We start from the raw sequence: 24,440 nt of genomic DNA on the forward strand, positions 1-24,440 counted from the left end.
TCATGAGCTTTTGCACTTTCGTTTCCTCCAGCACAATCACAACGGCTTCAAGCTGATCGGCATCTTGGCTTGTGTGGCTCTTCCATCCACTAGGTTTTTTTGCATTATATTTACCGCACGCCTCGTGGCGCACCAAAGAAAACACAAAGGGCCACAAAGTTAGACGTTGACGTTTCTTTGTGTTCTCTGTGGTTCTTTGTGTTTTCTTTGTGAAAATTCGTCGCTTTGGCAATTTTGTGTCAATGCACCCCGTGCATCCACTTCCGCAACAGCGGAATCAACAAAGCGAGTACCACCATGACGCCCAGCACCACATATATCCCCCACAACAGATAAGTATCCGTATACATCACCAAAGATTCGGTTCTGCTCAAATCAGTCCCATCGCCGTTCCCACCTGCGGTCAACTTGCCAATCTCACTGGCCATACTGTTGCCCAGAGAAATGCCCAAATACCAGGCCCCCATCACAAAACCCAACATTTTCGGTGGCGACAATTTGCTGATCATTGAAAGCCCTACCGGGGAGATGCTCAACTCGCCAGAAGAATGGAAAAAATACATCAATACCAGGAAAACCAAAGGCATCAAACCATCCGTGGCGAAAGAGCGGGCACCCCACACAATTACCCCAAAACCAATCGCGATCTGGAGCAAAGCCAACAGAAATTTTAAAGGGGTACTGGGCTCCAATTTTCTTTTGCCCAACCAAAGCCACAGCCAGGAAAAAAACGGTGCCAGCAATATGACAAACAAGCCATTCAGGGCGCCAAACTGAGATGCAGGAATCTCCATTCCCGCCACCATTCGGTTGACGTTTTTATCGGTAAACAGAGCAATGGAACCTCCTGCCTGTTCAAACAACATCCAGAAAACCATATAAAAAAAGAACAAAAACACGACAACGAGGAGTCGTTGGCCTTCCTTTCGATCTGGCATCCTCAATGCTGACCAGACGAGATAGCCCAAAATACCGATGCTTACAATCAGCAATACCCGATTCAATATCGCATTGGGATTGAGTAAAAACATCACTACGGGAATCAGCAAGATGGTGCCCAGCACGATGGTCGAATTGACGCTGACGCCTGCCACCAAGGGTTTTCTGCCTGCCTGTGGGTCGATAGGTAAACCTTTATCCCCAAAATATTTTGGCCCCAGCCAGGCGAAAAGGATCAAGCCCAAGGTCATCCCAATCCCGGCCAATCCAAAGCCGTAATGCCAGCCCACGCGCTGACCGACATACCCGCAGGTAAGCATGGCCAGCAAGGAACCTGTATTGACCCCCATGTAAAAAATGGAATAGGCACTGTCTTTTCGAGGGTCATCCAACTCGTAAAACGTACCCAGGAAGCTCGACATATTGGGTTTAAAATAGCCGTTGCCCAGAATGATGATGGCCAAGGACATAAAAAAGATGGTCTGATTGCTCTCAAAGCCCGGCAAACCCTGCATCCCCAGCGTAATGTGCCCAATGGCCATCAAGGAAGCGCCAATGATGACCGATCGCCGAAAGCCAAAAAATCGGTCGGCGATCATCCCGCCCACTACCGGAAACAAATAAGCCATCGCGGTATACGCTCCATATACGCCCAATGCCTTGGTATTGGCTTGCTGCTCACCCAAATTGGCATACAATACCTTGGCCATGTATAAGGTGAGCAAGGCCCGCATGCCATAGTACGAAAAGCGTTCCCACATCTCGGTGAGAAAGATAATCACAATGGCTTTGGGGTGGATTTTTCGGTTGGCATAAATGATGATTGGTATCCAGATCAGTACAAATACCCATCCCGAAATCAGGAGCAATTGAGCGATGTCTAGCATAATTTGGTTGTTGGGGCAGCCCTCTGTGGCTGCCCTGTTTATGACAGCGGCGATCAGGTAGGGGCGATCACGAAGGATCGCCCTTACGCGCTGATTTCTTCCCCAGCCTTCAATTTTTCAGTGTTTTCATACATTTGCAGCGCTTCGATGACGCCTTCAATGTCGCCTTCCAGCGCCCGATCCAGGTTGTACAAGGTCAGGTTGATGCGGTGATCGGTGAGTCGGTTTTGGGGGAAATTGTAGGTGCGGATTTTGTCCGAACGGTCGCCACTTCCTACAAGGGATTTGCGCTTGGCGGCTTGCTCAGATTCGTGTGCTCGCTTGCGCTGCTCGTAGATTTTCTGATAGAGGCGTTGTATGGCAATTTCCCGGTTTTGAATCTGTGAACGGCCGTCGGTACTTTCCGCAACTACCCCAGTAGGAAGGTGGGTAAAACGTACCCCCGATTCCGTTTTGTTGACGTGCTGACCACCCGCACCGCTGGAGCGGAAGGTGTCTACCTTGAGGTCTTCCTTGCGGATTTCCAGGTCTTCCATCTCCAATTTTGGCATTACCACCACTGTTGCAGCGGAGGTATGCACCCGGCCTTGTGATTCGGTTTTGGGTACCCGTTGTACCCGGTGGGCTCCCGATTCAAATTTGAGCGTGCCGTATACGTCCTCACCTTGGATCTCCAACACCAATTTATTGTACCCGCCTACGCTACCTTCATTGATTTCCATGGCTTCTACTTTCCAACCCTTGCCTTCAAAGTAACGGGTGTACATGCGGTAAAGGTCACCAGCAAAAAGGCTGGCTTCATCCCCACCCGTCCCTGAGCGGATTTCAAAAATCACGTCGCGGGCATCTTCAGGATCTTTTGGAATCAGCAGGTACTTGATTTTTTCATCCAATTCCTCCAACTGCGGCACGATTTGGTCCAATTCATCCTGGGCCATTTCCCGCATTTCCGGGTCTTCGTCACTGAGCGCTTTTTTGGCCGAGTCGCGATTGCTCGATAAGTTTTTGTACTCGAGGTAAGCCTCTACAATTGGTTTGAGGTCTTTGTAATTTTTGCTCACCTTTTTATAGCGGTCCATGTCCACAATAATGTCGGGGTCCGACATCTGCTCCTCCAAATTCAAGTACCGATCATAAATGGCTTCCAGCTTGTCTAACATAACCTTGATAGATTAATAAAGTCGTTTAAAAGTTTGCTTTCAACCCAAGTTCACAAAAAGACGATTTGTCGGCATGAACTTAAAATCAAAAAAAAACTTAATATTGTTGGCAAAATTATCATATTTTTTGCATCTTGCAGAAAATTATCCAGCCTGTATTCCTCTATAGCCTGTTTCTTTGTCATGAACATAGAATACTCAATCAGTTTTATCAACAGACGTAACCGCTAGAGGTATCTCACGTCTAAGTTGATTCTTTTTTACCATGCGACAAAAATCACAAGCATAAGCATGCGATAAGTAGTCGTTTATACAATAAGCTTTCTTTCATGGCGTTAATTCTTTGCATGGAAACCGCAACCGAACGGTGTTCCATTGTGGTGGCAAACGATGGCAAAATCCTTGGACAAGCAACATCTTCTGGCGATTTTGAACATAGCGCCCAAATGACTTTACTGGTCGAGGCTGCTTTGCGGCAAAGCCAGCATAAGCTAGGGGATTTGGATGCGATTGCCATTAGTATTGGTCCTGGATCTTATACTTCCTTGAGGAGTGGACTCAGTACCGCAAAGGGTTTATGTTATGGTTTGGATCTGCCATTGTTGTCCATTGATTCCTTGAGTATTATTGCAGCTGGCAGCATTCAAGAGCAAGATTATCCTGAAGGCAGCCTTTATGTTCCCATGATTGATGCCCGCAGGATGGAAGTATACACCGCAGTATATTCTGCATCGGGAGAAGTTCTTGAAAAGTCCTCTGCCATGATTTTGACCAATGAAAGTTTCAGCGACTATTTTGACCGTGGAGTCCCACTGGTTTTTGCGGGCAACGGTGCACCTAAGTTTTCCCCCATTACCTCATCATCCTTTGCCTATTTTAGTCCCGTACGTTCAAATGCCATTTACATGCCTACGTTGGCTGAAAAGGGATTTCAACAAAAGGCATTTGCAAATGTGGCTTATTTAGAGCCCTATTACCTAAAACCTCCAAACATCACGGTTCCCAAAAAAATACATTTGGGATCATAATTTTTAATTATTAATAAAATTTGGCATACGTTTTGTATGTTGAGCTTTATAAGAGGCAAAAATCCATTGTGTTTTTAACAAAGTGCATGAAATGAGAAAGCAAAAAAACGACGTGATCACCCTGAAAAAAGGGCAGACCGAAATCGAACTTGACTACGCAGAATTGCGTAAAGCGGTGCTGGTACTCCGTGCCATCAACCACAAGCTTCGCCAAAGAATCATTGATCTGCTGGAAGAAAACGAAGCCATGACCGTAACCGAAATTTATGTAAAACTCCGCCTGGAGCAGTCAGTAGCTTCCCAACATTTGGCTATCCTGCGCCGTGCTGGAGTTGTACAAACGGATCGCAGTGGCAAATTCATCCACTATTCTTTGAACAAAGATCGCATCGAGCAAATTTCCCGTCTGGTTGAAGAACTTACCGGACAACAATAATGGCGAAGACGCACTTGTTGCGTCTTTGCCATTTTGTTCTATTACGAGTTGTATTTTTTAGTATTATACATTCTTTATTTTGCAAATATGCAATAAGGGCTTTGGGCTTTTGTCTGAAAATCAGACAAAACTGTATTTTTTACTTGTGAGGAAATAAAAAAAAATGCATATTTGCTTTTGCAATTTTTAATGTAACATTACTATGAGAAACACACAAGTAGGTATTAATCCTGAAAAGCTAGAAGCTGCTTCAGAGCTTCTGCGCGCGTTGGCGCATCCACTCCGCCTGCAAATCGTTGAGTTCATTGATCAAAACGATGCCATCAATGTGAACAAAATCTACAACACGCTGAAGTTGGAGCAGTCCATTACTTCTCAGCACTTGCGGGTTTTGCGCACGACTGATCTGGTCAGCACGGAGCGTGAAGGCAAATTCATCCACTACCGCGTCGATTATGACAAAATCGATCAAACGGTGAAAGCCATTCGGAATTTTCTGAAGAAATAAGAGCTTGCTAACAAGCTCTAAGGCTGGTGATTTCGGATTTCGGTAGAACATTGCCGAAATCCGAAATCCTAAAATCCAAAATTATTGAATAGTGGCCTTAGCCCCCATCTTAATGTTTACTTTTTGATTGGCCAGCACCCTTACTGACTTACCGGGGTTGCTGTTCTGCGTAGAGATGTATGCTTGTATGCGCAGTTTTTTGGCGGTACGAATCCGTGCAAAACGAATTTCCTCAAATTTGACTGTAGTTGTTTTGTTGCCAGGGGTGGTACTGATGCCTTGTGCATTGGTTTGTGCTCCGGGGATAAGTTGGGCCGCTCCCTGAAACAACGAATCCAGTACCTGCCCGGTGCTGCTCAAGAAATAGCCCTGCATGGCAATGTCCAGTGGCATTTCATTGTCTGCCACTACTTTGAATTCCAATTCTTTGATCTTTCTGTATTGCTCCAGGTCGATGTTGTAGATGTCCTGCGCCACAAAGTTGGATACACTCCCGTACAAAGGCAGCTCCACCTCTACTTGTACCCGGTAAAAACTTTTGTCAGTAATGAAGCCCTTTTGCCCCGTGTTACCCTCCGGATTGGTGAAGGCATCTACATCGTAGGCAACCGCGGTAGGGCCCGAACTAAATAAAACATCCACGTTGGAATTGGTTTTATCAAAAGTAAAGGTATCCCGTTTGGTTTGCCCCACCTCATTAATGTTGGGGTAAGGAAACGCTATACCATTGCGTAAAAACACACTTTCAATACTCAGTTGTCGGCCATCCACTGTAAACACTTTGAAGTCGCGTACGATTGAACGAGCAGGTATTCCAAAAGAATTTTCCAGAAAAAAAGACACTTTTGGATCGGCAAAATAGATGTCCCCTTTGATGTAATTTTCAAAAAAGTCAATCTTTACCGTATCCCGACCACCCTCGTACAAGAGGCTGCCAAAAAAACCTTCCGCATAGGAAAACTGTATATTGGTAATGCGTACCAAAAATAAACCAGCATTAACCGAAGCTCCTGCGGGAGTTTTAGCCTCGTACTCAATGTAAACCGTATCGTTTTTGGGAAGGAAGGTATAACCCACCAAAGATGCCGGGCTCAATTGATTGGTGGCCGATGGGCGCGCGCCCGAGCCACTGTAGCCAGCAATCTCGGTAGAAAAAGTGTAAGGCTGTCCATCCTTAAGCAACTGTGGCATGGTCAGTTTGAGGGAAATGGGCTCAGTATTCGGGTTTTCAACGTAGTACGAAAATTCTCCTCGTTTTAAATCCACCCGGGCAATTTTGACCCCATTGGGTAAATTAAAGGGCAGGGGCATTTTTTTGCTGAGTACGGGTATCAAAGGGGGTAGCGCACTAGTCAGCGTGCCAAAAATCTCGTCACTGGTGCGGGTGATGATGTCGCCAATGTACCGAAAACTGATTCCTCCGTTCGGGTCAACCACAATGGAGGAAAGGTCTTCCACACTGCTCAGGATTTCTTGAAGTGTTGTGCTGGAATTGACCAGTGGGAAGGCCACTTCTGGTTGAAAATTGGAAACTTCCCAGTCTTCAAGGTTATTGAGCTTGCCACAGGCTGTGCCTAGCAGGAGGAGTAGACAAAATAAAAGGAAGTGCTTCATGGTTTTTGGGTTTGGAGAACAGCTACACACTATTTAGGACTGTTCCTGAACGCCGATTCGAGGCGTTGTACATATTGGGAGAAGGTCTGTTTGGTAAACAAACGAAAAGTAAGCGCTGCTTCGTCTAGCAGATTGAGGTTAAAAAGTGCATAGTCAAAATGATGCTCTACTCCCGAACTCAGGTATTCCCGGTTTTTGGCAATCAGGGCTTGTTCTGCGCTGGAGATGTTGTTGTCTCCACCTGCGTCAATGTATTTTTTGAGGCGCACTTCACAAACGTCCATGGCCCGGCTGAGGATGCTCAAATCCCGGGCGGCATTCCCCAGCAATTTGCGTTGAAAAAGCAGGCCTTCCATGGCCAGCGCCCGATCTGACTTGACTTCCCGATCGGTTTTTTCTACGGAATAATAGTGTTCATCAATGTCCTGGTTGAATTGCTTGACCACATCACAGTGCAAACGTGCCAATTCAATCATCGGCACAATGATCGCTCGAAACTTATTCTCCAAAATTTGGTGGTAAGCTTTTTCGCCCCGCATACTCCCTTGCTCGTGTGGATCGTGAATGTCGATCAGGTATTGCACCAAGGTGTTGCCCGCAAAGGCTACGGGTTCATGGTCAACTGCGCGGGTTTGACTCAACAATTTAGAAAAACCTGCAGCGCGTTGTTCAAATTGGTTGTTTTTTTCCAAAATCTCATCCAGCGATTCTTTCCCATCCTCTGGAAAAATCGTACGATCCTCGATCGGAGGATAAATTTCTTCCCGTTCCGCTTGCTGGTCTTTTTTTTCACCAGTTCCACCTGGTGGTTCAAAAAAAGCATCAAAAGGATTGCTTGGCATTGGCACAAGATTTTGCGCTAAGTTAAGGAAAAAGGTTGAGGGAGGTTGAGGAAAGTTGAGGGAGGTTGAGGCTACCGCCGCGACTTGGACAAGATCGCGCCTAGGGTAGCTGCGGTAGCCTCAACCTTCCTAAACCTCCCTCAACTTTCCTAAACCTTCCTCAACTTTTTTTCCCATTTCCACAAATAATGCATACCTTGATCTCTATGCGGATACTTCTCAACGCCTTTTTCCACCGCCTGCACCATTATCGCTACCGCTTGATACGGAGCTATATGGAAAAACCTCACCGGATCCAGCAAGCCCAACTTCAAGAGCTCTTGCTCTTCGCTGTGGATACCGAGTGGGGTAAGTCGCATTTTTTTCACGATATACATACTGCGGAAGATTTTCGCCAAGCTATTGCGCTGACGGATTATGAAGACCTCAAACCTTTCATCAATCGGATGATGCTCGGTGAACGCGACGTGTTGTGGCCAGGAAGGGTCAATTGTTTTTCCAAATCCTCGGGCACCACCAACGATAAGAGTAAGTTTATCCCCATTTCTCCCCAAAATCTCTACAAATGTCACATGCGGGGTTCCTGGGATACCATGAGCCTGTACTACCACAATCGCCCTCATGCATCCCAGTTTGCCGATAAAAGTGTGTTGATGGGCGGTAGCCTAAGTGCCTTCCCCCCCCATCCTGCTACGATGGTAGGCGACGTAAGTGCAATCATGATCCAGCACATGCCCTGGGCGGCCAGGCCTTTTTTTATTCCTGATGTAGAAACGACACTTTTGCCCAATTGGGAAGAAAAACTGGAAAAACTGGCCCATGCGGGTGCTCGTACGGCCAATGTAGTGATGATTGGTGGGGTGCCAACCTGGACGGTAGTGCTCTTCCGCCGCATTTTAGAGCTTACCGGCAAAAGCAACATGCTGGAGGTGTGGCCCAAGTTTCAGGTGTATACACATGGTGGGGTAAGTTTCACCCCTTACCGTCAGCAGTTCCAAAGTTTTTTTCCCTCCCCTGCTGTTGATTATCAGGAAATTTACAATGCCTCCGAGGGTTTCTTTGCCGTACAGGATGTTTTAGGTGAAGAAGGGATGTTGCTCTTGCTCAACAATGGCATTTATTATGAGTTCATCCCCATGACTGAATGGGGCAAAAATAATCCACAAGCCGTCGGCCTTGAGGAAGTAGAAGTAGGCAAAAACTACGCCTTGGTCATCAGCACCAATTCCGGGCTCTGGCGCTACCTGCCTGGCGATACGGTGATTTTCACCTCGGTGAATCCTTACCGCATCAAAGTGAGTGGCCGCACCAAACAATTCGTCAATGCCTTTGGTGAAGAAGTGATGGTAGACAATACCGACAAAGCCCTGGCTGAAGCCTGCCTGCTCACGGGTGCCGAAGTACAAGAGTATACCGTAGCCCCAGTATACTTCGAAGGCTCCTCGCAAGGTGGCCACCAATGGATCATCGAATTTGCAAAAGAACCTGCTGATTTACCAGCCTTTGCCCAGCTGCTCGACCTCAAATTACAACAAATCAATTCGGATTACGAAGCCAAGCGTTACCGCAATATGGCCATGCTACCCCTTAGCATCAAAGTAGTCCCCAATGGCACTTTCCACAATTGGCTGCGCGCCAAAGGCAAAATGGGGGGCCAAAATAAGGTGCCACGCCTAGCCAATCATCGGAATTACATAGACGAAATTTTAGGACAGGTGGGGGCTTGAGACCAAAGAACGACAAAATGTCACCGCTGTTTTTATTTTTCAGTCAAAATGTCATTTCAGATTTTACTTCTTGCCATTTTGTACCTTATCCTGGCATTGGAATGCGGTTTGCTTAAAGGAAAGCAAACAACATTAAATCATTTATAATCCAACTGCCATGAAAGTTATAACTGTTAAACCACAAGTTCCATCTGCATTTGTCGACAAATCTTTCGACCATTTGATCAATCGTTTCTTTGGCCCGGAAGTATCTTTTGGCCCTTTCCGCGACTGGGTTGAAAATCGCCCTGCGGTAAACATCGTGGAAACCGAAACCAATTTCCGCATCGAATTGGCTGCTCCTGGTTTGAACAAAGAAGACTTCAACATCAAAGTTGAAAAAGATACCCTGAGCATTTCCGCCAAAAAAGAAAGCGCTACTGTAGAAGGCGAAAAAGTTAAAGTGCGCGAGTTTGCTTACAGCAGCTTCCAACGCAACTTCACTTTGCCCAAAACGGTTAACGCTGAAGCCATCGAAGCGCGTTATGAGAATGGTGTTTTGTTTTTGACCGTGCCTAAACAAGAAGAGGCGCAGCCAAAATCTCGCCAGATCACGATTGGTTAATTTAATGATGAGTGATGAATGATAAGTGATGAATTTTCCAAAACAACCTTGTTACCAATTCATCACTCATCATTTATCATTCATCACTATTGAAAAAAACTTGCTCTAAAAGCCAACTTTTTTGCCATAGATATTGTCTTGTTAGAATAAAATGCATATATTCAAAGCGGGTTGTGATGAACTTTTCACTTTGAGTACTGTTCCAAGACGATACATTCATCAAAGTTGGTTTCTGTCGCCTCTATGACGCAGAAAAAAACGAAACATGAACTTGCGATGAAACTTTTTGCTTGAAAATATAGTTTATAAGGTATCAGTAAGTTACTAAGCTTGCTGAACTTATCAACGAAAAATTTATAGGTTAGTTAATAGGGTTTTAGGTGTTTTTTGGGGCCGACACGTCTTGTAGTCGGCCTTTTTTGTTTTTACTCCCCTCGCAAGGCATCCACCGGGTTCTCCAGCGCCGCCCACACACTCTGTGCGCCCACGGCCAACAACGCCACCCCAATCACTAGCGCACCCGCTAAGGGCACAAAGTACCACTCAAAAGCAATCCGCTGGGCAAAACCTTCCAGCCACTGCTCCATTACATACCAGGCTATTGGAGCGCCAATCAGAATGGAAATGAAAATCAATTTTAAAAAATTGCTACTGAGCAAGGCCACAATTTGCCCCACTCCGGCACCCAGCACTTTGCGTACCCCTATTTCTTTGCGCCGTTGTACCACTAGATAAGCTGCCAAACCAAACAAACCCAGGCAAGCAATTCCCACCGCCAATGCCGCAAAAAGGCTGAACACCCGCGCTAGGCGCTGTTCCGACTGGTACTGTTGCAAAAATTGCTGATCAAGAAACCAATAATCGAGGTGATGTTCGGGGAAAATTTTTTTCCAGGCCAGATTGAGTGCAGGCAAAAGACTGGCAGTTTGAGCCGCATCAAATTTGAGCGACAAGTATCCATTTTCTACCGAAGGCACACATTGATAAAGGGTAGGTCGAGCTGGTTCTTTCAGGCTTTCAATGTGAAAATCAGCGACCACGCCTCGAATGGTCATCCGAAAACCATCGGTATTGCCCTGGTAAGCAATTTGTTCCCCAATCGCTGCCTGAGGATCGGGAAAACCCAAGGCTTGTATGGCTGATTGGTTGATGATTAGGTTTTCGTGCGCATGGCGGCGATCGATACTCTCGTAAAAAGAACCCGCCAGAAACTGTACATCAAAGGTGGAAAAAAATGCCGCGTCGGTGCCCAGAGTATAGATGGTAGATTGGGTCACTGTATTTGGTTTTTTCAGCCAATACATGCCGCTGCTAGTCCCCGAAATGGTGGAAATCCCCAAACCCGGCACAATCTCCGAACTGGCGACATTACGTACTCCGGGTATCTGCTCGATTTCATTTTTCAACACCGCCATTTTATTGCGCTGAATAGAATCCTGCCGCCAATTGAAAGCAGGCGTCTTGAGCGAAACGACTTGATCCAAAGACAAACCCAAATCAGCTTTTTGCATAAAATGCAATTGCCCCTGGATCACCAACACACTGATGATCAAACCAACCGAGCAGGCAAATTGGACGACCACGAGGGCTTTGCGCAAATTCCCCCCTTGGGCATTGCCCATCCAACGACTGCGCAATGCCTCACCTGGCGCGTAGGCCGAAAGAATGAAAGCAGGGTATAAACCCGCCAATACTAGACCCGCCAACAAAGTCCCTAAACATAAGGCTACAAAAGTACCATCATACCCGGGAACTTGTAAAATGTCGCGGCCTGTCAACCTAGCAAAGGCTGGAGCGAAATAATGCAGCAGTACCAGCGCCACCAACAAAGCCGCAGCATTGATCAAAAAACCTTCCAATAAAAACTGAGCGATCAGTTGCCAGCGTTTGGCGCCGATCACCTTGCGCAGGCTCACTTCTTTGGCCCGGTCCATGGCGCGTGCGGTGCTGAGGTTGACATAGTTGACAAAAGCAATGCCTAGAATAAACAAGGCAATCAACAGTAGCATTTGCAGGGTACGTGGATCGATGTTCGGTTCAATTTCATACATCAAGTTGGAGCCTCGGTGGATGTCCTGCAAAGCCTGCATGTTCAGCCGGATGCCCTCAGCTTTGAGGTGCGTATCCGAATATCGATCGAGTTGGCGTTTAACTTTAGTAGGGTCGGCAGCTGGGCTCAACTGAAAATAATTGTAATCCCAATATCCACTCCAATTGTCTTCAAATCCAGCGGCATACCGCGATTGCAAGCTGAACAATACATTGAACTTAAGGTGGGTGTTTTGGGGAGGGTCTGCTACGATGCCCTGCACCGTGTACTTTCCTTCAAATGCGCCACCATTGACCTGCAATACTTTGCCCATGGCCTTTTGTCCAGGAAATAAGATTCGTGCTGCCGATTGGGTCAAAATGACCCGAAAAGGTTCATCCAAAACGTTTTGTGGATTGCCCTGTAAAAACTGCTGCGGAAACATGCGCAAAAAGCCAGGATCAACCATCCAAGCACCTTCCAGTTTGATCGGGCGCTCTGGCATAATAAAGGTGACCGAGTTTTCATTGCGGTTGTACAATCGGGTATAGTCCAATACCTCGGGCAAATCTTCTTTTAACGCTGGCCCCAAAGCCGAATGGGTATTGGCATCCCGGGTAAGTACCGCGCCATCGGCAATCGTTTCGTTAAAAGCCCGCCAAATCTGGGCTGCATGGGGCGATTGCTGGTCGTAGCTCCATTCATGGCGTAAGTATTGCACCAATACCAGAAAGGCGGCCATGCCCAAGGACAAGCCCAGCACATTGATCAAGCTAAAAGACTTGTGTTGCCAGAGGCGACGGAGGGCAATTTGGAGTACATTTTTAAACATGGCGCAGGTATTTTGAATCTACCTATCTATTGACAAAGGAAGTGCCAAAAACACAACCATCAGATTATCAAAATGAAATGCAAAATAATCTGATAGACTTGTTCGTTTTCGGACAGTCATTATGCTGAATTCGGACATTCGAGCCCCTTTGACTCAATCATTAAATGACCCCTATCTTACACACTTGATCTAATTTAGTGTAACCTTTTTTGTACTTTTGAGTTTAAGTGAAAGGCAGAATTGAACATTACCCATGAGGTAGATTTGATTTAACTGCTTAGTTACTTGTATTAAATACCAGCCTGAAATGATTAAAGTGACCATCGTTGATGACCATGTAATTTTTGCAGAAGGATTGGAGTCCATATTTTCTGATGCGGACGACATTCAGATTTCGGCACGATGTCACAATGCGGAAGCCTTTTGGACAGTTATGGACAGCAACAATATCGACGTAGTTTTGCTCGACATTTCCCTGCCCGATGTAAGTGGCTTAAATTTATGTGAGCAAATCGTGCGCAAATACCCCAATACCCGGGTGATTGCATTGACTATGCACGACGAACCCAGTTTGGTGAAAAAAATGATCAAAAAAGGCGCAATGGCCTATTTGTTGAAAAACACGACCAAGAGTGAACTCCTGGCGGCCATTCGCACAGTATACAGCGGCAAAAAATACTACAATGAAAACCTCATGCAGTTGCTGCTGGAAAGTGAAGACAAACCCAAAAAGAATCCGGCGATGGGTGGGCGGCCCCATCTGACGCGTCGGGAAAAAGAAGTACTGGAGTTGATTGCGGAGGGCCTGACGACCCAGCAAATTGCCGATAGACTTTTCGTGACCATCAAGGCCGTGGAGTTTCACCGAAGCAGTTTGTTGACCAAGTTTGGTACGCAAAACACTCCTTCCATGATTAAGGAAGCCATTGAATATGAATTTATTTCGTAAAATTTTATCCTCCCTAATCTGCACACTCCTGCTAAGCGCGGTTTGGGCCCAAACCCAATATCCCGATCCTCAAAAAACCTACACTGCACAAGAAATAAAAGGTTTTATTGCCGAATATGAAGAAAAGAATGATTCAAAAGGAATCGCCATTGCCTTTGAACTACAGGGCATGTTTTATCAACGAATTTATTTCTTCAGTACGCTAACCCTTACCACTTATTTTAAAAGTGCGGACCATTACCTCAAAGTAGATGATTTGGAATCCCATTATCGGGTAAAAAAACGTCTTGCCGATCTTTTTTCCATTGACGATGTCCTTTACATCAATGCTCCTAAGTTTTACATCGAAGCATTCAATTATTACGAAGCCCAAAAAAATGAGCACAAAGTTACCGAAGTAGGGTTGGAAATGCTCAACCTGCTCATCAACAAAGATAGCCTCAGAGGCAACGCTCAAATTACCCGGTTCCCCAATGTGAAATTAGCGCTAGATTCGATCATCGAAGAGTGCCAAAAACGAAAAGACGCCAGCAATTTGACGTATGCATACAATCTGTATGCTTCTTATTCCCTTCAAAAAAAACAACTGGACGCAGCAGATCGCTACATCGACCTGAGTTTGAAAATAAATAAGTCTAAAACTCAATTTAAGTTGCTTAATCTTTTCCAAAAAGGTTTAATTCAAAAGGCAAAAAACAATCTACCTGAGGCCATTTCTCTTTTGCGTTCAAGTGAATTAATCGCAGAAATTCGCAACAACAAATACTTGATGCAACACATTTGTCAAAACTTGGCAGAATGTTATACTCTGCTCAAAAACCAACCTCAAGCGCTTAATTATTGGAAAAAAACCGCTGCTGCAGTTACTCGTTTTTACAATTCCAGTGGAACTCAATCATCCCGTAATGAATTTACGCGGTATGAATTGCGTTTGGTGACCATGGAGCAAAAACTCGCCAAACAAAATCAGCGCTATTGGAACACCATCAATTATGTGATCATTCTGGGTCTGATTATGTTTGGGGTCATCGCCTATTTGGTTTTTAAGTCCCGCATGCGAGAAAAAGACCTGCTCAACCGCGCACTGGAATTAAAATCGATGAAATCCTTAATTGAAGGCCAGGAAAAAGAACGCAACCGGGTAGCCAAGGACTTGCACGATGGTTTAGGGGCCAATTTGTCGAGCATCAAGTTGTTTATTGAAAGTCAAAAAGACAAATACGATGCGAATATCCAGACTCAATTCTTGAATCCACTGGCCAAAAACATTGACGATGCTTGCATCGAAACCCGCAGCATCTCCCACGATTTACGGCCTTTTTCACTGAAATACGGTTTCAATTCTGCGCTTGGTGATTTGGTTAAAAAAGCACAAATGGCATTGCCTCAAACCGAAGTTATTTTTGGGAGTTACGGAGACGAACCCCCGATCAGCGAAGAGATAGCACTTATGGTTTACCGCATCGTTCAGGAATTGCTCAACAATGCGGCCAAGTACGCCAAGGCTACGCAGATTACCTTACAGATCTTTTATGAACCAGAACAAATCTCAGTTCATGTAGAAGACGATGGGCAAGGTTTTGATCTACAACAAGTTAAAGAAGGAAATGGCCTCGGAAATATTCGCTCGCGCATCGACTACCTCGGTGGCCAGGTCATCTGGCAAGCTGCTCCTCAACAGGGCACTGCAGTAATTTTATCTGTTCCTCTACAAATCACTCCAACATACTAGGGTAAACCCTAGGTTTCTAAAGCTACGGGTTTACCCTATTGGCCGTCACAGTGAACAGTCCTAACTTTGTATCATCAAGAAGAACAAAATGGTTGTTTTTTCCCCCCATAAATTTTCAGCATGGGATCTCTTTCTGACTTCGGAGTATAGATACACGAAATCAGAAAGTTGATTACCAAATCAACAGGCTGGAAATAATACTTGGAAAGGCTGCTTCCGCGGAGGAAGCAGCCACTCTTTTTTGCCAAAAAATCACAATCACACCTCCCATATTTCTTATTCCAACTGTTTGCCGAAGTTCGCATCAGTCACACTATTCTACTAATTCACAATACGTGCTTACAAAAGCAAACAACGCGACCGCACCAAACTTCCTGTTTTAGTAAAAAAAAGTGATCTCGTTGTCCATTCAGGCTGTTCCTCTTATTAATAAGTTGGTCTGTGCCTGCACAGGTCAGCTAATGGATGATTCCCCCCTATTCGGCATCTTCTTTCCGGGCTAGATGCCACCAGGAATTATCAGGGCTACTTTCTGAGAAGGTAGCCCAACTTTTTTAAAAATAAAGCTCCACCATTGCCCCATTGAGTACAAAGTGTACAAAAGTGCGGATGTTTTCCTCCTGAAAAACCTGCTGTACCCCTGCTCTGCTAAAATAAAGAAAAGGCGCCATTTCGGCGGCCTTGGCCCGATAGCGCTTCATATCGCCCGCATAGCTCGAAAACTGAATGAGGGCAATGCCGTCTTCGCTTTCCAGCAACAAGTCAACTTCGCGCTCAAATATACGTACACCTTGAAAATGCCGCAAAGGGTAGCGTTGGTGGTAAAAAGGCGCTTGAAAATATTGATCCAAAAAGCCCCGGAAAGCCTGGCCAGAAGGTAACAGTTGCTCGGCACTTAGCCACTCCTCTACTTCAAAACGCTGCAACAAACCCTCGGTGATTGCTTTCAATTCATTTGGCGCATAATCTGCTTGCCAGGCGTGAAAAAAGGCTTTCACCGCCCGCGAAATTTGATTAAAGTCGGCCAGCAAAGACTCAATGTGAAAAGCGGAGGCATAGGTCATCAACTCACCCGTGTTGAAGGAAGGAATTTGATCCTGGAGGTTTTCCTTCCAGGTATCGATGTATAGGGGGATGTGTTTTTGTTTACCGGCCCGTGGTTCCAAAAACAAAATTTCCGACTCTTCAATGTCCAAAACTTCAAAATCACGGGAAAAAGTAAAGGTTTCGGTTTCTTTGTTCAGGATTACGTCTGCCCATTCCCAGGGGGTATCGCTGGCGCTGGCATCCAGGGTTGGGTAATCGTCCTTGCCCTCGTGCCAGGCGCGGTTCAGCCACTTGGTAGGCGTATTGGTGGTGGGAAAAATCAGGTAATCGCGTGCACGGGTGAGCCCTACGTACAAAAGGCGGTTTTCTTCCTGCGTAGCCTGGGCAATTTTTTTCGCTTGCACCTCACTTTGGGCCAGTCTTTCAGCCAGAGGCGTCCCTTTAAATTGTTTGTCATAAGGATTGACCCAGTAGCGCAACCAACGATTGCTCAGGATGTTATTCAAATCCACTTGGGTGCCTTCTTCCTGCTCAATGTTCAAGCCCCACAATTCGATGCGGATGTCTTTTTCCAAATTGTAACACACCACGATGGGCCATTCCAAACCTTTGCTGCGGTGGTAAGTCATCACATTGATGGCCTCGGGGCTTTCGCCTGCAGCTTGAAAGTCTCGTTCTTCGGTTTCCAATTCGTTCAACCACAATAGCAAGCCACCCAATGAAGCAGCGGACTGCAAGCGATTGCAAGCGCCTTCGTACTGCAAGGCCAGTTTGCGCAGCACATCCAGGTTGTCAAGACGTTGGTTGGCCTTACCCCAGCTCACGATGCGGCGGCGCAAGTCCAGGTCTTCGACCAACAAATCGAGAATTTCGGCGCTCGACAACTCAATGGTTTCGGTGCGCAACTCGTCCAGGCGGCGAATCAGGAAATCGTTGGTCGCCCAGCGGTTGGTGATTTCACCAGCGTCGTAATTTTTAAGGTAATCCAGGCGGTCTTCTACAATGGTTTCGATGTCTTTTCCCGCGCCGAGCAGCAAAATTTCGGCTACAGAAAGGGAATCGTGGTAGTTGAGCAGGTACTTCAAACAGGCCAACACCAACTTGGCCTCCGCCGTATTCAACAAACCTGCTCGGGCAATCGCCACTTTGAAACCCGCCCGATTGAGCGCTTCGGCCATGTTTTGGCACTCGCTGTTGGAGCGGCACAGGATGGCCACATCGCCGGGCTGGGCAGGTCGATGTTTTTTTTCACCTTTGGGTAGTACGTATACTTTGCGTTGCATCCATTCGCGCAGGGCAAAAGCAGTACAGTTTTCGGGCCAGGGTTTACCGGGGGTGCGCCCGCTGCGCTTCTTGCCTTCCTCCTCTTCTTCTTCAAAATGCCAGTGTACCAAGGCATCAGATGCTTCGATGGCTTCTTCTGTTTTGCTGCGCTTGGGGATCAATGCCACTTGTTCGGGTGGCATGTAGGCAAAGGCTTTGACAAAAATGGCGTTGCTGGCATAGACCAAATCTTGGCGAGAGCGCCAGGAGTTTTCCTGGATGTCTTCGGGTTTTACCCCCCCGCTTTGTTCGATAATAGCCTGCATCAATTCCGGTGCAGCACCTCGAAAGCCATAAATGGACTGTTTGGGATCGCCTACCCAGATGCTGTGCCTCGCCAATTGGGAAAGTTTCAAAAAAATCTCCAACTGCATCGGGCTGGTGTCCTGGAATTCATCCACTAGCAGCAAATCCAATTCGCTGCGGAGCACCGTTTGCACTTGTTCATTGCGCAACAAGTCCATGATCAGCGCCTCCATATCGGTGTAGTCGATCAGGCCACGTTGTTTTTTGTAGGCCGCAAATTCATCCAGGGCCGCAAGCGCTAGTTCAAAAACCTGATCGATAAAAGCTTGAATGTCTTGTTGAAACTGGGGGTGTTGTTCGTGGACTTTCGCAAATTCGAGCAAATCAGCTACGTCGTCTTTACTTTTGGCACCGGGTTTGAGTTTGCTGATTTTGGCCCAATTGCGCCAACTGAGTTCACCGCGCAGGCGCAGGTCGCGCTCTAATTCTACGAGGTCTTTGACTACGTTTTTGGTCGTCTGGGTTTCATCGGCATTGGCTTCGAGGCGTTCAATGCTGCTTTTGAGCATTTGGCTCAGTTCGGCGTTGAAGGCTTCAGCACTTTTTTTGGCGGGTTCACCCAGGAAAATGCGAAAACTTTCAAAAGAGCGCTCACGACTGCGTTCGAGCACCTCGCGCGAAAAATCGTTGGCGCGGGCCACTTCGGTGATTTGACGGACTTCGCGTCGCCAGTCAAAATAGTCGTTGCTGCTCAGCCCGAGGCGGTCGCAGAGCAAGGTCATTTTTTCCACCCGTTCGTCGGTGAGTACCGTGGCGAGGGATTGGTTAAAGAGGATTTGTTGGTCTTCTTCGGCAATGATGGCTACTTCCGGGGAAATGCCTGCTTCGTAGGCAAAACGTTGGAGGAGTTTGACACCCAGGCTGTGTACGGTTCCCACCAGGGCATTGGTCAGGTCTTCAGCTTGTTCGTTGAGTCCTTCGGACAACAGCTTGACCCGCACCCGCTCTTGCAATTCTGCTGCTGCTTTTTTGGTAAAAGTGGTCGCAATAATGCCACTGGCGCGTACCCCCTCGCGCATGAGGCGCACCATTTCCTGAGTGAGGCGGTAGGTTTTGCCGGAGCCGGCACCGGCGGAGATGATTTTGATGTTCATTTTATTTTTAACCTATCATAAAAATGAAATTACTCCGCCAACTGATAAATCTCCTTCAACTCCCGCCCCGATTGGTTGTAATCCAAGCCATAACCAATCACAAACTTGGAGGGAATGGAAAATCCAACAAAGTCAGCTTCCAATGGAAATTGCAGCGCATCAGGCTTGAGCAGCAAGGTGGCGATCGCTACGGAAGCAGGTCCTTGCTCGCCCATTTTTTTGCTCAGTTCATACAAAGTGCGCCCCGAGTCAATGATGTCTTCGACCAGGATGACGTGGCGGTCTTTGATCTCGATGTCCAGGCCCATATTGGTGGTGACCTGGCCAGTGGATTGTAATCCCGCATAGGAAGACAAGCGCATAAAGGTCACTTCACATTCCAGCTCAGCAGCACGCACCAGGTCAGCTGTAAAAATGAAAGCTCCATTTAAAATACCGATGAAGAGTGGCCGTTGACCAGCATATCTTTCGCGCAAAGCCACGCCCAATTCATCAATCCGCTGCTGAATGGTTTCAGCCGCAATAAATGGTTTAAAATGAAGGTTATTAACAGTAATCATCTTTGCGTATTATTCAGGCGCAATGATAGCAATATTAGGCCAGCAAAACTTATACAAAGGCCTGCAAATGCATCAATTTTTTATTCCAAACCAATGAAAACAATGTTGTTGACCCTTGCAATGAGCTTCCTCGCCTGGGCTTGTCAGCCTACGCCAAAACCAGTGGATAGTTTAAACGCCATCGAGGTTTTCCCTAAGTCTGCATTCCCATACAACCTGAATGAGCCAGACCGCAGCATGCCCATGCCCAGGCTGCTCAACGAAATTTCGGGGTTGAGTATGAGCTACAATGACAAATACCTACTTGCAGTGCAAGATGAATCGGGGATTTTGTTTGTCATTGATCAAGCTACGGGCAGTGTAAAACGAGAGATCCCCTTTGGCAAACTCGGTGATTACGAGGGCGTAGAAATTGTGGGCAAAGACGTGTACATCCTCAAAAACACCGGCACCCTGACCCTGATCAAAAATGTGGACCAGCGCGACGAGCAAACCACCGAACCCTTCAACACCGAACTCAACAAGGAAAATGATGTAGAAGGATTGGGTTATGATAAAAACAACAACCGCCTTTTGCTGGCTTGTAAAGGGAAGGCAGGTGATTCTGCTGAGCTCCAAAATCGCAAGGCTATCTATGCTTTTGATTTGAACAAAAAGGCACTAAATACTTTGCCGCTCCTCACCATTGGCCAACCTGAAGTACAAAAATACCTGCAGGTCCATGCCAGGGAGGCACGGCTGGAAAAAGTCATTGAATTTTTTGCCAATCCCAATACGTTTGAATTCAGCCCCTCTTCCATTGCAGTGCATCCCTTAAATGGCAACTTATACTTATTATCCGCAGTAGGTAATATTTTTATGGTGATCAATTTCCAGGGTGAAGTTGTTTATTTGGAGAAGCTGAAAGGGAAAGTACATCAACAACCAGAAGGCATTTGTTTTGACTCCAAAGGTGGGATGTTCATCTCTGACGAAGCAGGGGATGACATGCCAGGCATGATTTATTACTTTAAACCTTTGGGTACTGAATAAACCCGGCCTTTTGTTTGTTTCTTTAATACAATTGCCTGAACTTTGCAGCGCCAAAGAGCAGTGCCTTAAAGGCCCTGCCATTCCGACAACATTTGACCTCGAAACCACTATGAGTGTAGTAGAATTGAGGGTTCCCGCGATCGGTGAATCCATAAACGAAGTGACCTTGTCCCGTTGGTTGAAAGAAGACGGAGCCTTTGTCAAAATTGACGAATCCCTTTGTGAATTCGAATCTGATAAAGCCACCCTGGAATTTCCATCGGAAGCTACGGGCAAACTCATCCACGTCGCCAAAGAAGGGGATGATCTGGAAATTGGTGCCCTGGTGGCCAAAATCGACACCAGCGTAAGTGCAGGTGCCGATGCACCCAGTACACCACCTGCCGACAAACCCGCAGCGGCCAGTACGCCAGTTGCGGAGGTCAAAGCAGCCGAACCTACTTCAGCGGCCACCACCAATTACGCTACGGGCCACCCCTCCCCTTCCGCTGGGAAAATTTTGAAAGAAAACGAAATTCCTGCTGGCAGTGTGGCTGGTACAGGTCGCGATGGCCGCATCACCAAAGATGACGCCATCAAAGCCGTGGATGCCAAAACCAGCACTCCTGCGCCCAAAGTAGAGGCACCAGCTGCTACTCCAGCACCGAAACCAAGTGCCCCGGCAGTTGCTTTTTCCCGGGAAGTAGAGCGCAAAAAAATGACGCGGATGCGCCGCACCATCGCCAAACGTTTGGTAAGTGCCAAAAACGAAACGGCGATGCTGACTACCTTCAATGAGGTTGACCTGACCGAATTGATGGCGGTGCGTGAAAAATACCAGGAAAAATTTGTAGCCAAATACGGCATCAAACTGGGCTTCATGTCCTTGTTTGCCAAAGCTTGTGCCAAGGTACTGGTGCAAATGCCCGAAATCAATGCCATGATCGATGGGGAAGAATTTTTGTACCACAACTACGTCGATATCTCCTTCGCGATTTCTACACCAAACGGTTTGGTGGTGCCACCAATCCGCAACGTGGAATCTTTGAGCTTTGCCGAAATTGAAATCGAACTGAAGAACCTGGCTGGGAAAGCACGCAATGGCAGCCTCACCCTCGAAGAAATGAGTGGCGGCACCTTTACCATTACCAACGGTGGAGTATTTGGTTCACTGCTCAGCACACCCATCATCAATGAGCCGCAATCGGCGATCCTGGGCATGCACGGCATCAAAAACCGGCCAGTAGCGGTGGGTGATAAAATTGAGATTCGCCCGATGATGTACCTGGCGCTGTCGTACGACCACCGGGTGATCGACGGCAGTTCTTCGGTGACCTTTTTGGTGAAGGTGAAGGAGTTGCTGGAAGATCCGATTGCGATGTTGTTGGATATCTGATTTAGGTATCACCAAAGCAACATATTTTCACAAAGGAAACACAAAGGGGCACAAAGGACACAAAGTTAGACGTAGACGACGCTTCGCTTTGTGTTCTTTGTGTCCCTTGTTTTTTTCTTTGTGCTAATAAAATGTCGCTTTGGTGTGTTGCTTATTGCCGGGTGTACGTCGAGTAATCCGACGCAAAAGGCTCCAAGCCCGCCTGCCGAAAATCAGACATGATCTGCCCCCGATGGTACGTGGTGTGATTGACCACATGAAATAGAATCTCCTCAATCAGATTCGAAAATTCCCCCCCTTGTGAGTTCAGGTAATGAAATCGTTGACTCAAGTCGCAATCCACAATGATCCTCAGCGAATTTTTGTGGTTGTCTTCCACAATTTGGCGCATGGCGGCTACCGGATGCACCTCAAAAACTTTGAATGGCTCCAATCCCAAAATCCGGGCGTTCCAGATTTGGTGTGCATTGAGCGCGTGGCTGAACAAAGGAATGTCCCGTTCAGGTACTGCTGCCCCATATAATTCGAAATGATCCACCATTTGCAGGTTGTAATGGCGTTGGAAAGTGTAGAGCTTTTCAAATAATGCTTTCATGGATTTAAGCGTGTTTTATCCATATACACCTGACATTAGGGCTTTGTTCCAAACAAAAAAACAGGCTGTTCAAGAATCCTTTCCCGAACAGCCCGATGAAACAATAACCTTATAGCGAAAAGACCAATTACGATTGTTTAACCGGACAAGTAGAAAGTCCAACAATGGAATAAAGTGGGCAAAAACTAATTAAACTCGTCAAGACGAAAATACCACCTAGTGCGACCAAAACGTACCCCAGTACGCCAACGACTGCACCAGAGAAAAACAAATACCCAAATACTGCCGCCAAAATCAGGCGGACAATTTTGTCCACATTGCCCATGTTCTTTTTCATGTTGATAAAGTTTTAAGGTGAATAGAATCTTGTTGTGTTGATTAATGAGGCCATCAAGTTGTCCACCAGTACCAAACTCCACCGATTGACCCTGCCAAAGCCAGGCAAAAGATACAAACCAGGAGTAATTTTGCGGCAGGATGCCAGGTTTTGATGCTCATATGCGCTGTATATGATTCAAAATTAAGGCACTAGCCCTCCCCGTTTGGTGATCAAGATCACCCTGCAAAACATTTTGTCCTACTTCTAGCTGCTTTTGGTAATATTGAGCACATTTCCCACGCAAAATTCCGCTAGCTTACTTATCTTTCTACCATTAATTTTAATTTATGTTGCACAAAATCCGCCTTGTTTCCCTACTCTGGATCGTAAGTATTGCCTTAGCTTTGCCCAGTTGCCAAGGCCAGGTAATCAAAGATGCTGGCCCCGCTTTTTATTATTGGAAAACCACTTTACAGTTCGACACGGCTGATGCCGGACTGGCGGATCAAATGCGTAGCCAACACTTTTACTTGCGCTATTTTGACGTGGATTGGAGTGCGGGCTATGCCAGCGCTGTTCCCACCGGAGTGCTTGAGATCAGGAGTACCCGTGGTTGGGATAAAAAGACCGTAACCCCAACGGTGTACATCACCAATCGGACTTTTACGCAGATCAAGGATAAGGACATTCTGGTACTGGCCTCTAAGGTGGCTCGCAAAATTGTACAAATCAACGAAGAGCTGGAGAGCAGCATATTCAACTATTCCTTTTATGATCGTTTCCCCGAACGCCTGACTTGGGAAGAACGCAGCGACATCGTCGATTCTTTGAAGCGGGACTGGAGCAAAAAAATTGTCGAAATCCAAATCGATTGTGATTGGACGCTCAGCACCCGAGATAAATATTTCAATTTTTTAACAGCGCTACAGGGAAAAGCTCCCGATTTTGCCATTACCAGCACCCTGCGCCTGCACCAATACCGCGACCGCAAAACGATGGGTATTCCGCCCGTAAAAAAAGTGATGCTGATGTGTTACAATACGGGTGATCCTAAAAAAATGGGAGAGTCCAACGCTATTTTGGACGCCAATGTGGTCAAACAATACCTGAAAGGCAAAAAATATCCGCTGGAGATGGAAGTAGCCCTACCTCAGTTCAATTGGGGGGCCTGGTACCGCGCCGGGGTTTTTCAGGGTTTGCTGCGCGACTTATCGCCAAGTACTCCAGGGATGGAAACTTATTTGCATAATGAGCAAGACAATCAATACCGAGTGGCTAAAGACACGGTGCTGCGACAAGATTATCTGCGGGAAGGGGATGTCATTCGGATGGATGGCAGCACGCCGGAACAAATGCAAGAAACGCTAAAATTGCTACAAGTACAACTGAGACGACGAATTTCCCGGGTGGCCTTTTTTGATTGGGAATACAAAAAGATCAAAGAGAATCAAGCTGCATTGAGTGCTTATTTTGAAGCATTGAAAAAAAATTAAAAGCAGGTA

At 46.6% G+C, this 24,440-nt stretch carries 20 protein-coding genes; 10 read left to right on the top strand and 10 right to left on the bottom strand.

Annotated features, from left to right (window positions below; all coding sequences use genetic code 11):
- From ACEW9O_RS10520 to prfA, 3 genes are all read right to left on the bottom strand, one after another.
- The coding region (locus ACEW9O_RS10520) for a hypothetical protein (protein ID WP_373550118.1) at positions 1–232 on the bottom strand (232 nt) is incomplete at its 3' end.
- Positions 233–239: 7 nt separating this feature from the next.
- Entirely contained in the window at positions 240–1,826 is a 1,587-nt protein-coding gene (locus ACEW9O_RS10525) for a peptide MFS transporter (RefSeq protein ID WP_373550119.1), read from the bottom strand.
- Positions 1,827–1,909: 83 nt separating this feature from the next.
- Entirely contained in the window at positions 1,910–2,986 is a 1,077-nt protein-coding gene (gene prfA, locus ACEW9O_RS10530; RefSeq protein WP_373550120.1) for a peptide chain release factor 1, read from the bottom strand.
- A 347-nt stretch (positions 2,987–3,333) separates the two neighbouring features.
- Between prfA and tsaB the strand changes: the two genes are divergently transcribed.
- The 3 genes from tsaB to ACEW9O_RS10545 all read left to right on the top strand — a co-directional run bounded on the left by tsaB (position 3,334) and on the right by ACEW9O_RS10545 (position 4,958).
- Complete coding sequence (gene tsaB / locus ACEW9O_RS10535) at positions 3,334–4,014, top strand: tRNA (adenosine(37)-N6)-threonylcarbamoyltransferase complex dimerization subunit type 1 TsaB (protein ID WP_373550121.1); 681 nt, start codon at positions 3,334–3,336, stop codon at positions 4,012–4,014.
- Positions 4,015–4,105: 91 nt separating this feature from the next.
- Positions 4,106–4,450: an ArsR/SmtB family transcription factor gene (locus ACEW9O_RS10540; protein WP_373550122.1), complete on the top strand. Its 345-nt coding sequence runs from the start codon at positions 4,106–4,108 to the stop codon at positions 4,448–4,450.
- A 202-nt stretch (positions 4,451–4,652) separates the two neighbouring features.
- Positions 4,653–4,958 carry an ArsR/SmtB family transcription factor gene (locus ACEW9O_RS10545; RefSeq protein ID WP_373550123.1) on the top strand — a complete coding sequence of 102 codons (306 nt, stop codon included), beginning with the start codon at positions 4,653–4,655 and terminating at the stop codon, positions 4,956–4,958.
- 81 nt (positions 4,959–5,039) lie between these two features.
- Here the strand turns inward: ACEW9O_RS10545 and ACEW9O_RS10550 are convergent, their stop codons facing one another.
- Positions 5,040–6,572: a hypothetical protein gene (locus tag ACEW9O_RS10550; protein WP_373550124.1), complete on the bottom strand. Its 1,533-nt coding sequence runs from the start codon at positions 6,570–6,572 to the stop codon at positions 5,040–5,042.
- Positions 6,573–6,601: 29 nt separating this feature from the next.
- Positions 6,602–7,414, bottom strand: a complete 813-nt coding sequence (locus tag ACEW9O_RS10555; RefSeq protein WP_373550125.1) for a hypothetical protein — start codon at positions 7,412–7,414, stop codon at positions 6,602–6,604.
- A gap of 206 nt (positions 7,415–7,620) precedes the next feature.
- On the opposite strand from ACEW9O_RS10555, the gene ACEW9O_RS10560 reads away from it, so the two are divergent.
- Both ACEW9O_RS10560 and ACEW9O_RS10565 read left to right on the top strand, forming a co-directional pair.
- Positions 7,621–9,141: a GH3 auxin-responsive promoter family protein gene (locus tag ACEW9O_RS10560; RefSeq protein ID WP_373550126.1), complete on the top strand. Its 1,521-nt coding sequence runs from the start codon at positions 7,621–7,623 to the stop codon at positions 9,139–9,141.
- 157 nt (positions 9,142–9,298) lie between these two features.
- A complete protein-coding gene (locus ACEW9O_RS10565; protein ID WP_373550127.1) occupies positions 9,299–9,745 on the top strand; it encodes an Hsp20/alpha crystallin family protein in 447 nt (148 codons plus the stop codon).
- Between the two features lie 425 nt (positions 9,746–10,170).
- On the opposite strand, the gene ACEW9O_RS10570 is transcribed toward ACEW9O_RS10565, so the two are convergent.
- Entirely contained in the window at positions 10,171–12,606 is a 2,436-nt protein-coding gene (locus tag ACEW9O_RS10570) for an ABC transporter permease (RefSeq protein ID WP_373550128.1), read from the bottom strand.
- Positions 12,607–12,913: 307 nt separating this feature from the next.
- Here ACEW9O_RS10570 and ACEW9O_RS10575 point away from each other — a divergent pair, with 307 nt between their 5' ends.
- Together ACEW9O_RS10575 and ACEW9O_RS10580 are read left to right on the top strand one after the other, a co-directional pair.
- Positions 12,914–13,555, top strand: coding sequence for a response regulator (locus ACEW9O_RS10575; protein ID WP_373550129.1), 642 nt, complete (start codon positions 12,914–12,916; stop codon positions 13,553–13,555).
- On the top strand, positions 13,539–15,287 hold the full coding sequence (locus tag ACEW9O_RS10580) for a sensor histidine kinase (protein ID WP_373550130.1): 1,749 nt from the start codon (positions 13,539–13,541) through the stop codon (positions 15,285–15,287). The genes ACEW9O_RS10575 and ACEW9O_RS10580 overlap by 17 nt, the downstream gene beginning before the upstream one ends.
- A gap of 554 nt (positions 15,288–15,841) precedes the next feature.
- Here the strand turns inward: ACEW9O_RS10580 and ACEW9O_RS10585 are convergent.
- Positions 15,842–19,057: a UvrD-helicase domain-containing protein gene (locus ACEW9O_RS10585; RefSeq protein ID WP_373550131.1), complete on the bottom strand. Its 3,216-nt coding sequence runs from the start codon at positions 19,055–19,057 to the stop codon at positions 15,842–15,844.
- A gap of 29 nt (positions 19,058–19,086) precedes the next feature.
- Positions 19,087–19,617 (bottom strand): hypoxanthine phosphoribosyltransferase, encoded by a 531-nt coding sequence (hpt, locus tag ACEW9O_RS10590; RefSeq protein ID WP_373550132.1) that lies wholly within the window; start codon positions 19,615–19,617, stop codon positions 19,087–19,089.
- Positions 19,618–19,710: 93 nt separating this feature from the next.
- Here hpt and ACEW9O_RS10595 point away from each other — a divergent pair, with 93 nt between their 5' ends.
- Both ACEW9O_RS10595 and odhB read left to right on the top strand, forming a co-directional pair.
- The gene (locus ACEW9O_RS10595; protein WP_373550133.1) at positions 19,711–20,649 is read left to right on the top strand and encodes an SdiA-regulated domain-containing protein; all 939 of its coding nucleotides are present in this window, start codon (positions 19,711–19,713) and stop codon (positions 20,647–20,649) included.
- A gap of 10 nt (positions 20,650–20,659) precedes the next feature.
- On the top strand, positions 20,660–22,024 hold the full coding sequence (odhB, locus tag ACEW9O_RS10600) for a 2-oxoglutarate dehydrogenase complex dihydrolipoyllysine-residue succinyltransferase (protein WP_373550134.1): 1,365 nt from the start codon (positions 20,660–20,662) through the stop codon (positions 22,022–22,024).
- A gap of 151 nt (positions 22,025–22,175) precedes the next feature.
- On the opposite strand, the gene ACEW9O_RS10605 is transcribed toward odhB, so the two are convergent.
- Positions 22,176–22,619 (bottom strand): DinB family protein, encoded by a 444-nt coding sequence (locus ACEW9O_RS10605; RefSeq protein WP_373550135.1) that lies wholly within the window; start codon positions 22,617–22,619, stop codon positions 22,176–22,178.
- 127 nt (positions 22,620–22,746) lie between these two features.
- Positions 22,747–22,956, bottom strand: a complete 210-nt coding sequence (locus ACEW9O_RS10610; RefSeq protein WP_373550136.1) for a DUF2892 domain-containing protein — start codon at positions 22,954–22,956, stop codon at positions 22,747–22,749.
- A 329-nt stretch (positions 22,957–23,285) separates the two neighbouring features.
- Here ACEW9O_RS10610 and ACEW9O_RS10615 point away from each other — a divergent pair, with 329 nt between their 5' ends.
- Entirely contained in the window at positions 23,286–24,431 is a 1,146-nt protein-coding gene (locus tag ACEW9O_RS10615) for a hypothetical protein (RefSeq protein ID WP_373550137.1), read from the top strand.
- The last annotated feature ends 9 nt before the right edge of the window (positions 24,432–24,440 follow it).

It is taken from the genome of Haliscomenobacter sp., from assembly GCF_041740695.1.
GTDB lineage: Bacteria > Bacteroidota > Bacteroidia > Chitinophagales > Saprospiraceae > Haliscomenobacter.